At 68.9% G+C, this 14350-nt stretch carries 8 protein-coding genes; 3 read left to right on the top strand and 5 right to left on the bottom strand.

What is annotated here, in order from left to right; translation table 11 throughout:
• Positions 1-145: 145 nt before the first annotated feature.
• The 3 genes from ATK74_RS00610 to ATK74_RS00600 all read right to left on the bottom strand — a co-directional run bounded on the left by ATK74_RS00610 (position 146) and on the right by ATK74_RS00600 (position 8719).
• Positions 146-2878 (bottom strand): sulfide/dihydroorotate dehydrogenase-like FAD/NAD-binding protein, encoded by a 2733-nt coding sequence (locus ATK74_RS00610; protein WP_211283235.1) that lies wholly within the window; start codon positions 2876-2878, stop codon positions 146-148.
• Complete coding sequence (locus tag ATK74_RS00605; protein WP_098459221.1) at positions 2875-7860, bottom strand: 2-oxoacid:acceptor oxidoreductase family protein; 4986 nt, start codon at positions 7858-7860, stop codon at positions 2875-2877. The genes ATK74_RS00610 and ATK74_RS00605 overlap by 4 nt, the downstream gene beginning before the upstream one ends.
• A gap of 145 nt (positions 7861-8005) precedes the next feature.
• Complete coding sequence (locus ATK74_RS00600) at positions 8006-8719, bottom strand: TetR/AcrR family transcriptional regulator (protein WP_098459220.1); 714 nt, start codon at positions 8717-8719, stop codon at positions 8006-8008.
• A gap of 89 nt (positions 8720-8808) precedes the next feature.
• Here ATK74_RS00600 and ATK74_RS00595 point away from each other — a divergent pair, with 89 nt between their 5' ends.
• Together ATK74_RS00595 and ATK74_RS00590 are read left to right on the top strand one after the other, a co-directional pair.
• Positions 8809-10077: an MFS transporter gene (locus tag ATK74_RS00595; protein ID WP_098459219.1), complete on the top strand. Its 1269-nt coding sequence runs from the start codon at positions 8809-8811 to the stop codon at positions 10075-10077.
• Positions 10078-10200: 123 nt separating this feature from the next.
• Positions 10201-11880, top strand: coding sequence for a sigma-70 family RNA polymerase sigma factor (locus tag ATK74_RS00590; RefSeq protein ID WP_169923667.1), 1680 nt, complete (start codon positions 10201-10203; stop codon positions 11878-11880).
• 1 nt (position 11881) lies between these two features.
• Here ATK74_RS00590 and ddaH read toward each other — a convergent pair whose 3' ends face one another.
• Positions 11882-12754, bottom strand: coding sequence for a dimethylargininase (ddaH, locus tag ATK74_RS00585; protein ID WP_098459217.1), 873 nt, complete (start codon positions 12752-12754; stop codon positions 11882-11884).
• Between the two features lie 102 nt (positions 12755-12856).
• On the opposite strand from ddaH, the gene ATK74_RS00580 reads away from it, so the two are divergent.
• A complete protein-coding gene (locus ATK74_RS00580) occupies positions 12857-13285 on the top strand; it encodes an Lrp/AsnC family transcriptional regulator (protein WP_098459216.1) in 429 nt (142 codons plus the stop codon).
• Between the two features lie 6 nt (positions 13286-13291).
• Here the strand turns inward: ATK74_RS00580 and ATK74_RS00575 are convergent, their stop codons facing one another.
• Positions 13292-14206 carry a VOC family protein gene (locus tag ATK74_RS00575; RefSeq protein WP_098459215.1) on the bottom strand — a complete coding sequence of 305 codons (915 nt, stop codon included), beginning with the start codon at positions 14204-14206 and terminating at the stop codon, positions 13292-13294.
• Positions 14207-14350: the final 144 nt, after the last annotated feature.

The raw sequence follows: 14350 nt of genomic DNA, 5'->3' as shown, positions 1-14350 counted from the left end.
CGACCGAGTCAACCACCGGACGGGCCGAATTCAGCCCGTCATGAGCGGGTGGCCTCTTGTCCCCCGGCCGGGACGTCCGGCCAAGCCAGGGCCGAGATATCGAAGCGGCCGCCCGGGGTTGCCGGACGGCCGCCCGATCGCCTACTCAGAAGCCGTGACGGACCCGGCTGGCCTGCTCCTGACTACGGAACAATCCGAACCTGGGCAGGAACTTGTCCCAGTCGATGGCGTGCGAGTCGATCTCCGGGCCGTCGATGCACGCGTGCTTGCGGACCAGCTTCCCGTCCTCGGTGACCGGCACCATGCAGGCCCCACACATGCCGGTGGCGTCCACCATGATCGAGTTCAGGCTGGCCACGGTCGGAACGCCGTAGCCCTTGGTCAGATCGGAGACCGCGCGCATCATCATGGGCGGGCCGATGGTGACCACCTCGGCGATCCGGCGTCCCTTGCCCTCCTGGTTGGCCTTCAGCATCTCCTCCAGCGGGCTGGTGACGAAGCCTTGGATCCCGTAGGAGCCGTCGTTGGTGGCATAGATCACGTCGAGCAGTTCGCCGAACTCGGCCTGAATCCGGCCGACCCGCTCGTCCTCGCCGTCCCAGAACATCAAGTCGGCGCTGCGGAAGCCGGAGATCAAGGTGACGTGGTTACCCAGCCGCAGGTGCTCGCGCATGATCGGGTAGACCGGCGGCAGGCCTAGCCCGCCGGCGGTGAACACGACCGTGTCGTCGGCGCCGTAGTGGTGCAGTTCGCTGGGACGTCCCAGTGGCCCGGCCACGCCGGCCAGCGCCTGACCGACCTGCATCTGATTGAGGCCCAGCGTCGAGGTGCCCATGGCCTGCACCACCAAGGTGATGGTGCCGGCCGCGGCGTCCCAATCGGCCAGGGTCAGCGGAATGAGTTCGCCATCAGGAGTCGGCAGCACTCGGACGAACTGGCCGGCCTGCGCCGACGCCGCGACCACCGGAGCCCGGACCGTGAACTCCTCGATCCCCACGCTGAGGTGGGTCTTGGCCACGATCACCGGGATCTCGGCGGCCACCTCGGTGTAGGCCAGCGCCTTGGCCACCCGGTCGGGGATCTCCGCGGTCGGGAACGTCGACAACGTGGCCACGATCTCGCGGGCCGCCGACTGGCCGTCCCCAGCTGCCCGGATGGCGGTCGAACCGCCTCGGGCCGCGTCGCCACCGGTGAAGATGCCGGCGATCGAGGTCTCCTTGGAATCGTCGGAGACCTGGGCAATGGTGCCGAAGGGCGACACCGACAGCCGGGGCTCGGAGTCCTTGATGATCGGGTTGGCCGAGTTGCCCAGGGCCATGATCACCAGGTCGGCGGGCATCTCGGTGGTCCGTCCGGTGGCGATCGGACGACGCCGCCCGGAGGCGTCCGGTTCGCCCAGGCCCATGATCTCGACCTTGGCCGTGGTCACGAAGTGGGTCTTCTCGTCGCCGATGAACTCCACCGGGGAGCGCAGCACGGCCAGCTCGATGCCCTCTTCCAGGGCGTGCTCGAGCTCTTCGACCCGGGCCGGCATCTCCGCGCGCGTGCGCCGGTAGACGATGGTCACGTTGCCGCCGAGCCGACGGGCGGTGCGAGCGGCGTCCATGGCCGTGTTGCCACCGCCGATGATCAGCACCTGCTTGTCCTTGACCTCGGGCAGCGGGGTCTCCCGGTCGTCCCGGTGGCCCTGCATCAGGTTCACCCGGGTCAGGAACTCGTTGGCGCTCATCACGTTCAGCAGATGCTCGCCGGGGACGTTCAGGAAGCGCGGCAGGCCGGCTCCACTACCCACGAAGGCGCGGACGAAGCCGGCCTCGGTCAGCTGCTCCAAGGTGGCGGTCTTGCCGACCACGAAGTTGGTGACGAAGCGTCCGCCCAACAGCTTGATCTTCTCCACCACGTCGTCGATCAGCTGGTTCGGCAGCCGGAACTCCGGGATGCCGTAGCGCAGCACACCGCCCAGCTCGTGGAAGGCCTCGAAGACGGTCACCGGGAAGCCCTCGGCGGCCAGCAGGTAGGCGGTGATCAGGCCGGACGGGCCGGAGCCGATGATTGCCACCGGCGGCCGCTTGGCGGCCAGCCAGGGATCGCGGACGCCGGCGAAGCGGGCCTGGGTGGCGCCGGGCTCGGCCAGCTTCGACCACTCCGGCAGGAACCACTCCAGCTGACCGATGCTCATCGAGTGCTGGTGGATGCACATCCCCTGGCACTGCAGCTCCTGCGGGCAGACCCGGCCGGTGACGTTCGGCAGCGGGTTGCAGGATTCGAGCAGTTCGAGGGCCTCGCGGAAGCGTCCATTGCCGATCAGCTCGAACATGGCCGGGATGTGGATCTGCACCGGGCAGCCGCCCTGCGGCTCGCGATGCCCGGCCAGCAGCACACCGAGTTCACACGGGGCTTCGGCGCACTGCTTGTCGCGCAGCGCTTCCAGCCAGACGAACAGCTCGATGTCGCGGCGGGTGTAGCCCAGATCCATGTAGCCCAGGTAGCCCTTGTTGACCAGCTCGAAGTCGGTGGCCCGGTCATCTGGTTCGCGGATGTAGGGCTCGATGGCGTTGCCGGCCGGCCAGTTCTGGCTGAGCCCGGCGAACATCGGGTAGCGATCGGACAGGTGGCCGTCCAGGGCCCGCATGAACAGCCGCTTCTTGCCGACCGGGAGTCGCCACAGGAAGCGCATCATCACTCGGCTGGAGTCATCGTCGCGGCTGAGCACGTCCCAGACCTCGGTGATGAACTCCTTGCTCAGCTCCGGCTGGCGGAACTCCCAGGCCACCGCCTCCATGCCGTCGGCGGTGAACAGCTCCCGGAAGGCCCGCGGGTCGGCGGCCAGCCGCCGCTCCAACAGGCCCAACTGGTTGGTGAACGATGGGCTGGTCACGAGATGATCTCCGCGTCGCAGGTGGCCTTCACTCGAGCGATCCGAGCAGCCAGTTCCGAGGAGACGTCCAGGCCGTCCAGGACTCCGTCCTTGAGCCGTCCGACCGTCTTCGGCTCACCGTCGACCACGATGGTGGCCTTCTCGAACAGCTGCGGCAGTTCCTGGTAACAGGTCGCGCAGTCATTGCACTTGGCCACGTCCTCGGGATCCAGCCAGATCGGAGGCTCACCGTCGGCCGCCGGAGCCGCCGGGGCGGACGGGGTCGGCGCCGGGCCGGACAGCATCCCGATACCCAGGTGCAGCGGGCTGCCGGCCGGAGCGCCGGACGAGGTGGCCAGGTCGGCCATAGCCTGGGCGATCACGTCCAGGGCGGACTCGCGGGCGTCCACGGCCTCGGCGTAGCGAGCCGTCCAGGCCTCCAGTTCGACCTTGTGGGCTGCACTGAGCTGGGCTTCGGACTGGCCGGCCAGGAACTGCAGGGTCCGCCAGTTCTGGCGACGATCCTCGACCATGGCCACGATGGCCGGCGAGCAGACCATCTTCACCAGCCGCTGCTTGCGATCGGTGGTGTAGACGAACGGCGTCCTGGCCGCACGCTGAGCTGCGGGCAGCTCGACGTACTCAGCGATCGGAATGGCCTGATCCTCCTCGTAGGCGGCCAGCCAGCGGAACTGCTTGGCGAACCGGCCCTCGCCGATGGCGAAGTCGGCCGGGGTGAACGGCTGGTTCAGCACCTGAACCCGTCCTCGCTCGTCCCGGTAGGTCAGCGCCGTGGTCACCCACAGGCCGCTGGGCTCCGGGTTGCCCTCCAGGCTGAACCGGGCCGACATGGCCACACCGCGCCGCGGGTCGTGGACGAACAGCGGGCTGACCCGGCTCTCCACGGCCATCCGGGCCCGGGTGTTGGCCAGATCCTCGGGCAGCCCGTTCTCGGTGTCACACGGGGTGTAAGCGACCATCAGAGCCGCGCCGTCCTCGTAGCCGAGCATCTCTCCGGCCGCCCGCAGGAAGTGCCCGTGGTAGGCCGTCGAGGTCGAGCAGACGTAGACGTTCGGGTGGAAGGCGGCCAGCAAGCCGAGTTCCTTGCGACGCTCCTGCTTGCCGGCGTGAGCCGCGCCGTAGCGGGCCAGGTCGGCGTCCTGTCCGGAGTGGGACGCCGTGGACGCCTGGCCGCCGGTGTTGGAGTAGCCGCCGGTGTCCAGCACCAACGACTTGATCGGGGTACCGGCCGCGAACACTCGCGACATGGCGCCGAAGCCGATGTCGAAGGCCGCGCCGTCACCGCTGATCGTCACCACGGTCGGCACCAGGGCCCGCTCCTCTGCGGTGAAGTCCCGCCAGGACATCGTGGCCAGCTTGGCGTCGTGGACGCTCGGGTCGTACTTGCCGGCCAGCTCCAGCTTGGCCACCCGCAGCGCACGAACCTCGTCCACCAGACCGGCGACCAGGCCCTCGTAGATACCCACAGCCAGCGGCTGGGCGTCCTGGAACAGGCCATTGACCCACGGGTCGAGGTAGGGCGAGTTCGGCATGGTCGAGGCGTACACGCTCGAGCAGCCGGTGGAGTTGGCCATCACGGTCGGGGCCGGGCCGTTGCCGGTTGGGCCGGACTCGTACAGGTAGAGCCGACGCTCGAGCTGCTCGATGGCCGCGCTCACCCGCATCCGGCGTGGGCTGGACTCGGGCAGCTTCTCGGACAGGGCCGACAGCGAGTCGAGCAACTGCTCCAACTCGGCGGTGTGCGCCTTGCGCTGGTCGTCGCCGATCCGGTGGGACAGCGAGTTGAACAGGTGGATGGCGGTGACCTCACCGCACCCACGGCAGGCGCCGTGGCCACCGGTCATCGAGTAGTAGTCCGCCCGGGACAGCAGGATCCGCTTCACGTCGCCGCCGGGGGCGGTGGCGTCCGCGGTGATCCGCTCGGGGGTGTCAGGCAGCGTGGTGAGCCGCTCGAAGCGGTTCTCCAGCATGGCCAGCAACGGCTGATCCTGCTCGACCGTGCTCAGCGCGCCGGGGCCACAGACCTCGACACACTGCAGGCAACCGGTGCACTTCCACGGATCGACCACCGCGGAGAACAGCACTCCGGAGCCGGGGGCGGTCTTCTCGGCCGCGTCGAACAGCGGACGGGTCCGGGCCACCGGGAAGGCGGCCAGCGCGGCGGCGATCTGATCGAGCTGGGCGGTCCACATCGGCGGGACGTCCAGGCCCTCGGCCGCAGCCGAGGCCACCGCGGCCAGGTCGCTGGCCGCCGGGTTGGCCACCAGCCGGGCCCGAATGGCGTCGGTCCAGGCCGGCACCAGGTCGAGCCAGGCCGTCCGCTTCGACTCGACCAGGCCGGCCGCGTCGATGCCGGCGATCAGCAGCTCGGACAGCTCGTGAGCGGTGTTCGGGATGGCGTTGTCCGGGCAGGCGATCGCGCACTCCATGCAGGCGGTGCAGGCGGCCGGATCGAAGATCGGGACGTTGCGCCGGAAGATGCCCTTGTTCTTGGTGGCCGCACTACCGGCCGGCATGAACATGCCGGTGCCGGGCAGGACCGGGGCCTCGTCGATGGTGCCGTCGCGGAACGGCCGTCCCATCATCTCGTCGAAGTAGACCGGGTCGAACAGGCCGCTGGTCCGCTCGCCGCCCACGGTCGGCGACATCAGCGCCGACAAGGCCGGACGGGCCTCGCGCAGCTGCTCGGCCTCGGCGGCCTCGAAGGACGGATCGGCGTAGTCGACCACCGTGGTGGCGGTCATGCCGTCGTGGATGACGGCCATGTTGGCCTCGACCACCTTCTCGCCGCGGCGACCGAACTTCCTGGTCAGCTCGGCTCGGACCTCCTCGGCCATCTCGGCCTCGGCGCCGGCCTTGGCGATCCCGGTGACGTTGCCCAGGATGGCGCCGATGAACGCGATGCCCATCATCCGGGTCTCGAGTTCGGGGTTCGGGGCGTGCGAGCGAGCGATCTTGAACGCATCGATCACCAGGAAGCGGATGTTGCGCTCCCGGATCACTCGGCGGGCGAAGGCCGGCAGGCTCTTCCACACCGCCAGCGGCTCGGAGTCGGACTGCATGATCAGGGTGCCGCCGGCCACCAGGCCCTTCAGCGGGTTGGTGTGCGAGAACACCATGTGGTCAGGAGCCACGACCACCTCGACGTCCTCGAGCTCGGCATTGGTGATCAGCACCGGCTCCGGGGACAAGGTGATGTAGTAGTTGGTGGCCGCGCCGGACTTCTCCGAGCCGTACTTGGGTGCCGACTTCGAGTGCATCCGCAGCATCGAGCTGAGCAGGTCGGTGAGCAGCTTGCCGGTGGCAACCGTGCCGTAGCCGCCGACCGAGTGGAACCGGATCCGCAGCGAACCCTCGGGCAGCACCTTCGGGTTGGGGCCGGTAGCCAGCGCCATAGCCTCGGTCTCCGGGTAGGCCGCACGCAGCCGGTCCTGGATGGCCGCCACGGCCGGGGTGGGGTTGGCCGTGAAGAACTGGGAACCCAGGTAGACCACCGGGGACGGGTTGGCGTCCACCATGTTCTGGAAGCCGGCCACGATGTGCCGCGGCTGGACGTCATGGCCGCCCAGGCCGAAGATCGCCGTGGTCAGCCGGGGCAGCGCAGCCAGTGCCGGGACGCCGGCGAACTGCTCGGTGCCGGACTCGGCATTGGCCCGGGCGTGGAACAGCGCCGAGGTGACCAGCCGGGTGAGCGCGGTGTCGTCGGAACGCTCCAGGACGGTGACGGCCTTGGCGTTGCCGATCGCGGCCACCAGTTCGGCCTCGGGGAACGGCTGGAGCAGCTTTACCGAGACCACGCCGACCTTCAGGCCCTGCGAGCGCAGGTAGGGCAGGACGGCCTGGACGTCGTCGGTGATCGAACCCATGCCGACCATCACGTAGTCGGCGTCCTCGCAGCCGTAGGCCTGGACCGGGGCGTAGTCGCGTCCGCTGAGTGCGGAGTACTCGGCCATGGCCTGCCGGACCAGAGCCGGGACGGCGTTGGCGAAGTGCGTGCGGTGGTCGGCCGCGCCGGCCTGGAAGTCGGGCTGGTTCTGCACCGGACCGGTCAGACCGGGGTTGTTCGGGTCGACCAGGGCCGGGACCAGCTGGCGGGTGCCCTTGGCCTCGGCGTTGCGCCACTGGCGGCGCCACTGACCCTGCTTGTCGGCCGGCACCCAGGACAGGGTCTTGTCGAGCAGCGCCTCGTCGCCGGCCTCGACGGCATCGGCGTGCTTGGCCAGGTGGCCGCGCAGGGCGGTCAGATCCTTGGCCTCGAAAGCGGCGCCGTGGCGATCCAGCCACGCGTTCAGCTGGAAGAGCCGTCCCTTGGCCCCGAACAGCAACTCCTGGGCCACGGTCGGGCAGGCGATCCGTCCGGCCGGGTCGCCGAGGTAGTCGCGCAGCAGCGCGGGCTCGGGCAGCAGCACCTCGCTCATCACGTGGCTGGTGGCGAAGCCGTCCATGGCATTGGCCACCGGGACCAGCGACAGCGCCGAGGCCCGGTAGGAGATCGCGGCAAGGTCGGCAGCCTCCTGCGGGTTGGAGCCGAACAGGATCGTGTAGCCGGTGGGCAGCAGCGCGTACACGTCGTCGTGGCCGGCCATCACGTTCAGCGAGTGCTTGGTGACCACTCGGGCCGCGACCTGCAGCACGAAGCCGCCGATCTTCTTGCCCACGGTCACGTAGTGCGACTCCAGGCCGTAGAGGATGCCCTGGCTGGAGGAGGCATTGGAGATGAACGCACCGCCGGTGAGAGCTGCACCCAGGGCGCCGCTCTGCGCGGAATGCTCACCCTCGGTCTCGACGAAGAAGGGGTGCTTGCCGAAGACATTGAGCTGGCCTTCGGCGCGGGCCGCCTCGAAGGTCTCCGAGATCTCGGTGGACGGTGTGATCGGATAGCCGATCACCCCTCCACACACATGCTTCATGACGTAAGCGACGGCACCGTTGCCGTTGATTACCTCGGGGACGCCTGGGTACTGAGAGGTCTTCGATGACATGCAAGTTCCTAACGATGCGCTCAACGGCGGGTTCTGGACCCCGCCGGGTCGCGGGCGGCAACGGTGCCGCGGGCAACTTCGGCCATTGTGCTACCAATAAGGCAGAAGTGGAAACAATTACCCAGCCGCTGGCCGGGTCAAGTTTTCATACCCCCCGTGGTGTGGCCTGCTGAGCCGCCTCATTCGTCCGATCAGGGACGATGCTGCGCAGCCCGGTGAGGATCACCTCGACCGACAGAGCGAACTGTTCCCCCATCGAGTCTGCGTTGAACCCGGCCTCGGCCAGCGCCGCCAGCCCCGCAATCGTCGGGGAGTGACCGGGGTCGGCATCGGCGCTGCGCCGGAAGACGTCGGCGGCGTCCGGCTCGGGAATGTCGGAGTGGCCGGGCACCGGGCCCACCTCGGCCAGCAGCAACCCGTTCAAAGCGGTGAAATAGATGTTGATGATCAGCATCTGTTGACTCAGCCCGAACCCGGAGGAGGCCAGCAACTCCAGCATCGGCGCCACGTGGGCGATCTCGGCCGGCGTGGCCAGTGGACGGGTGGCTAGTAGCACGAAGCCCTGCGGATGGTTCAGCGCCACCTGGCGATAGGCGTGAGCGGCCAGCCGGAGCGACTCCACCCAGTCGGCCTCGAGCTCGGGGAAGCCGATCTCCAGGATCAGCCGCTCGTGCAGGGCGTCGATGACCTCGGCCTTGTTGGCCACGTGGTTGTACAGGCTCATCGCCTGGACGCCCAGTTCGCGGCCCAGGCTGCGCATGCTCAGCGCCTCCAGGCCGCCGGCATCGACCAGCCGCAGGGCGGCGTCCACGATGGCCGCTCGGCTGAGGGTCCCGCGTCCGGTCTGGCGCGCTGCCACGTCGATTCTCCTCGATGCTTGACTTCACTTACGCCGTAAGTCTACTCTCGAATCACTAAACATACACTGTAAGTTTTGAGGTGATTCGGATGCTGGACGAGCAACTCCTCGCCCCCGTCGAGCCGAAGCAACGCCCCTGGTGGGCGGGCGGCTTCGGACGGCTCTTGTTCGGTCAAAGCGTCTCCGCGGTCGGTTCGCAGGTGACGTTCATGGCACTGCCGATGATCGCGGTGCTCTCCCTGGGGGCAACCCCGGCCGCCATGGGCCTGCTCGGCGCCGTCGACAACCTGCCCTACCTGCTGATCGGCTTGTGGGTCGGGGTCTATGTCGACCGCTACTCCCGGCGCCGGCTGATGGTGCTCTCCGACCTCCTGCGGGCGGTGGCCGTGGTTTCGGTGCCGATCGCCGCCATCGGTGGCTGGCTGAGCTTCGTCCAGCTGTGCGTGGTGGCCTTCGTGGTCGGCATCGGCAACATCGTCTTCGACGTGGCCTGCCAGGCCCAGCTGCCCGAACTGGTCCCGTCCGAGCGGCTGGTCGGGGCCAACGGGGCCCTGCAGACAGCCGGCTCCCTATCGATGGTCGGCGCACCCGGCCTGGTCGGCGTCCTGATCAAGGTGATCGGCGCCCCGATCTCGATGCTGATCGATGCCGGCTCCTACCTGGTGTCGGCGATCTCGGTGGGCAGCATCCGCACTCCCGAGCAGCACCGCCCCAGTGAGGAGACCTCGACCTGGGAGCAGGTGGTACAGGGGTGGCGGCTGGTCCGTGCGGACGCCCGGCTGATCGGGATCGGCGGTGGTCTGTCGATGATCAGCATCGCCATGAACGCCGCCTTCGCTGTCTTGATGTTCTACCTGGTCAACAGCCTGAAGATGGACGCCGGAATGGTCGGCCTGGTCTTCGTGGCCTTTGGCGTGGGTGGAGCGATCGGGGCCATGACGATCAGCCCGCTGGCCGGACGGGTCGGCACCGGCACCGCTCTGGTGGTCTCGCCGCTGGTCGGTGCCGCTGGACTGGCCGCGTTGACCGCCTCGGACTGGGGCCTGGCGCCGACCATGGCCACCATCGTGGTCTTCACTGGCGCGGTGGTGATGGGAGCCGGCCTGCTCGGCTTCTCCGTGCTCGGCTCGGGAGTGCGCCAGCTGCTGGCACCCGAACAGGCCCGGGGACGGGTGCTGGGCACGCTGCGGTTCATTGAACTCGGCTCGATGCCGCTGGGCTCGGTGATCGGCGGCGTGGTCGGCGAACGGTTCGGCGCCCCGGCGGCGATCTGGCTCAGTGCCGTCCTGCTGTGCGCGGCGGTGGTTTGGGTGCTGGCCACTCCGCTGCGCAGTCTGCGCGAGCTGCCGACCGACTGACCAGCGCAGAGCCGAGCCTTCAGCGAGCGGTCACCCGCTCGCTGAAGGCCGGGGCCGCCAGCGGGCGGCATAGCCTGCCAGTTCCGGCGAATGGTGGCGTCCCTTCGCCGGGAGAGGTCCCTGATGAGCCTGTTGTTCGACGCCGAAGCCGCCGAAGAGCAGCTTCGGACCGCCGAGGATGCGGAGCTGCTGGAACGCAGCCGCCGCGGCGACAGCCTGGCCTTCGCCGAACTCTTCCGCCGCTACCGCCCGCTGGCCATGATGATCGCCGCCCGGACGAGCTCAGCCCTCGATCCTGAGGACGTCTCCGCCGAGGCCTTCACCCGGGTCTGGCGTGCCCTGCGCAACGGCGGTGGCCCGTCCACGGCATTTCGCCCCTACCTGAGCACCTCGGTGCGCAACGTGGCCCTGAACTGGCGCCGCGGCCCACAGGAAGTGCCGCTCGACCCGCAGTCCTTCCCCGAGCTCGTCGAGTCCGGCGACGACACCGAAGTGGCGATCACCGAGGCCGAACTGATCGGACGCGCCTTCCGCAGCCTGCCGCAGCGCTGGCAGGACGTGCTGTGGGCGAGCGAGGTCGAGGGAGTCAGCACCGCAGAGCTCGCCGAACGACTGGGCACCTCGAACAACGCCACGGCCGCGCTCTGCCTGCGCGCTCGGGAGGGCCTGCGCAACGCCTGGCTGGCCGAGCACATCGACCGACGCGCTGCCGAGCCGGAATGCCGCTGGGTCCTGGAACACCTCAGCGGCTACAGCCGGCAGCGGCTGCCCGAGACCCAGCAGCAACGGGTCGCCGCACACCTGGAGGAATGCCGCCGCTGTCGGCTGGCTGCGGCCCGACTGGATCGAGTGGTTGCCGTACTGCGAGTCTCGCTGCTGGCTGCCGGCACCTCGGCCGGGTTGCTCGCGGCCAGTGCGCTGGCCACCGGAGCAGCCGGCGGCAAGCTGGTCACCGCGAGCCTGCAGCCGAGCAGTTGGGTATCCCGGGTGGCCAGTGCGCTGATCCAACCGCAGGTAGGTCTGGTCGCCGTGATCGGGACGGTGGCCGCGGTCTCGATCGGTCTGGGCACCCACCTCGGCGCCACCGCTTCGTCGGTCAGTCTCGATCAGCCGCACCCATCGGTCGCCGCCGCCCTCCCCTGGCCCGGAGCCTCGGACAGGACGGCCACCGGACCGAGTGGACCGACTGTGGTGCAGCTCGCGGCTGTGGAACCGACCGGGAACTCGCTACCGTCCGCGGCCACCGAGCCGAACCGCGGCCCGCGGGTCGAGCCGTCCGCCACTGCACAGCCCTCGCCGAGCGTGGATCCGACGGTTGCGCCGTCACCGACTGCCGAGCCGACCAGCGAGCCAAGTGTCGAGCCCAGCCCGACCGTCAACCCGAGCCCCAGCGTGGAGCCCAGTCCGACCGTGGAGCCGACGCCCAGCACATCGCCGAGCCCCAGCATCGAGCCGAGCCTGGAACCGGCGCCCACGCCAACTCCCAGCGAACCGAGCGCTACGCCAACGCCGACGCCGACGCCGAGTGACCCGACATCCACTCCGAGCGAGCCGACGCCGTCGGCCGTCACTCCGAGTGCGACGCCGTCCAGTGAGCCGACCCCGAGCGCCTCAGTCAGTGCCGAACCGACCGCAACAGCCGAGCCAACCGACTCGGCCACTGCGACCGCGTCGGCCAGCCCGACCGGATCGGCGCCGCCGCCCACGCCCCCCGACGAGACGGCGACGCCTCAGCCCAGCCCGACACCCAGTTGCGTCCTGATCTGGGACTTCTTCTTGCGGATCGGCATCTGCCGAGCCTGAGTCAGCGCAGCACCAAGGTGCAGCACTTCACTCCGCCGCCGCCGCGCAGCAGCTCGGACAGATCCACCCCATGCGGACGGAAGCCCCGATCGGTCAGGTCGCGGGCGAAGGTCTCGGCGCGGCTGGCGATGACCACATTGCAGCCATCGCTGAACGAGTTCAGCCCGAGCACTTCGGCATCGGCCTGGGTGGCCAGAATGGCGTCCGGGAACCGCGTGCGCAGGATCGCCAGACTGGCCTCGTCGAAGGCGGACGGCAGGTAGGCCACCGAGGCCGGGCCGCCGGCCGGATCCAGCACGGCGAAGGCGGTGTCGAGGTGGTAGAAGCGCGGGTCGACCAGGCGCAGGGTGACCACCTCGCGGTCGAAGATCGAGCGCAGCTCGTCGTGGCTGGCGTCGTCGCTGCGGAAACCGGTGCCGGCGAAGATGGTGTCGCCGACCAGCATGAAGTCGCCCTCACCCTCGTTGACGCTGACCGCCTCGGCCACCTGGAAGCCATGGGCGCCGAACCATGCGCCGTAGGCCGGGCCCTCCGGGCCCCGCTCGGCGTGCCGGAACTTGGCGGTGTAGGCGACCCCGTCCAGCGTGAAGCCACCGTTGGCCGCGTAGACCATGTCCGGGAGCCCCGGCTCCGGGTCGATCAGCTCGACCTGGAAACCCAGCCCCTGGTAGGTGCGATACAGCTCCTGCCACTGGCGCAGCGCCAGCGACGTGTCGGTCGGCTGCTGCGGGTACATCCACGGGTTGATCCGGTAGCTGACCGTGAAATGCTCCGGACGGCACATCAGCACGCGCGGGGCGGTGCGTCCGGAAGCGGTCGGCGCAGCCGCAGCGTCGGTCAGATTCTCGGGGCAGCGTTCTTCAATCACGGTCATACTTCGATGATTCCAGCGATTCCTTGCCCAAACTGTGCATCTTGTGCACATTTCCCGCGTTCTGCGCCTCCCTCACGCAGCTATGTTGCGTAGAATGGCGGTATGGACTCCATCGACCGGGCTCTGATCGACGGCTTGCGCCGCAACTCGCGGGCCGGCTTCGCCGATCTGGGCGAGACCGTCGGGCTGTCGGCGTCCGCGGTGAAGCGCCGGGTGGACAAGCTGGTGGCCGAGGGAGTGATCCGCTCGTTCACCATCGAACTCGACCCGAGCGTGGACGGCACCAGCACCGAGGCCTACGTCGAACTCTTCTGCCGCGGCACCGTGGCCCCGGCCGATCTGCGGCGCATCCTGAACGCGGTTCCCGAGGTGGTCAACGCCGCCACCATCACCGGCGAGGCGGACGCCATCGTGCACATCCGGTCTCGGGACATCCCCTCGCTGGAGGAGGCGCTGGAGCGAGTTCGATCGGCCGCCAGCGTCGATCACACCCGGTCGGCCGTGGTGCTGACCCGACTCGTCCAGCGCTGAGCGCGGTCAGGCCTGGGCCACCCACTCCTCGGCCGGCGCCTCGGCGAACGCATCGATCTCGATCCGGCGCATTCCGGTGAGCTTCTCGAAAGCCCCGGGTAGGGCCATCAACTCGTTCAGGTTCGCCGGAACCAGCTGCCAGCTGACCCCGTACCGATCGGTGCACCAGCCACACTGCTCGGCTGCCGGGACCGCACTCAGCTCGTCCCAGTAGCGGTTCAGCTCCTCCTGGTCGGAGCAGCGCAACACGAGAGAGACCCCACAGGTGAAAGTGAAGTCCTGGGGCACGGCGGCGTCCATCAGTGCGATCCACTGGCCGAACACCAGCAGATCGCCGTAGCGCAGGCTGCCCGGCTCGGCCGGACCGGCCGGCTCGACATAGCGATCCCGGGTACCGACCCGGGCGCCGGAGAAAGTGCGCGCGTAGTAGGCCAGTGCCTCGCCGGCCCGATTCTGGGCGGCCCCGCCGAACAGCAGGGTGGGCATCACGAACGGACGCGGGTCGGCCCCGGGCGCGGGCAGCATCAACTGCCAGGTCATCCCGTAGCGATCCTGCAGCCAGCCGTAATAGGGGCTGAAGTCATAGGCCTGCAGCGGCATCAATACTGAGCCGCCCTCGGCCAACTCCGACCAGACTCGGTCGAGTTCCTCGCGTCCGGCAGTGGCGAAGTTGAGCATCAACGAGATCGAATAGTTGATCGGAAACTGCGGCCCGCCATTGAGCGCGATCAGCCGGTAGCCACCGACCTCGAACTCGACGCTCAACTCGCGTCCGGCCAAGTCAAACTCGTATTCGCTGAACTCGTCGGCCGGGTAGCGATTCGTCTCGATGATCCGTCCGTCGCGGAACACCGACACGTAGAAATCTGCGGCTTCGGCCGCACTATCGGCGAACCAAAGGCTCGGAACGATCTTCTGCATGAGGTACTCCCGACGTATCCACCAGGATCCCGGCTGGGCTCGAACTCTACCTACCGATTTGCGCCCCCGACGAGGCCGCAGAAATGGGTAGGAAGCATTACTCAGCAGCACTTCGGTGCCTCCGCGGCCCGGTCCCCGACCTCC

Origin of the sequence: Propionicimonas paludicola, from assembly GCF_002563675.1 — a bacterium.
Classification (GTDB): domain Bacteria; phylum Actinomycetota; class Actinomycetes; order Propionibacteriales; family Propionibacteriaceae; genus Propionicimonas; species Propionicimonas paludicola.
This window is presented reverse-complemented; position numbering and strand designations above follow the sequence as displayed.

Coding starts and splice junctions, on each gene's coding strand:
- ATK74_RS00605 (WP_098459221.1), bottom strand. CDS start 7,860: ATGTCATCGAAGACCTCTCAGTACCCAGGCGTCCCCGAGGTAATCAAC.
- ATK74_RS00595 (WP_098459219.1), top strand. CDS start 8,809: ATGCTGGACGAGCAACTCCTCGCCCCCGTCGAGCCGAAGCAACGCCCC.
- ATK74_RS00590 (WP_169923667.1), top strand. CDS start 10,201: ATGAGCCTGTTGTTCGACGCCGAAGCCGCCGAAGAGCAGCTTCGGACC.
- ddaH (WP_098459217.1), bottom strand. CDS start 12,754: ATGACCGTGATTGAAGAACGCTGCCCCGAGAATCTGACCGACGCTGCG.
- ATK74_RS00580 (WP_098459216.1), top strand. CDS start 12,857: ATGGACTCCATCGACCGGGCTCTGATCGACGGCTTGCGCCGCAACTCG.
- ATK74_RS00575 (WP_098459215.1), bottom strand. CDS start 14,206: ATGCAGAAGATCGTTCCGAGCCTTTGGTTCGCCGATAGTGCGGCCGAA.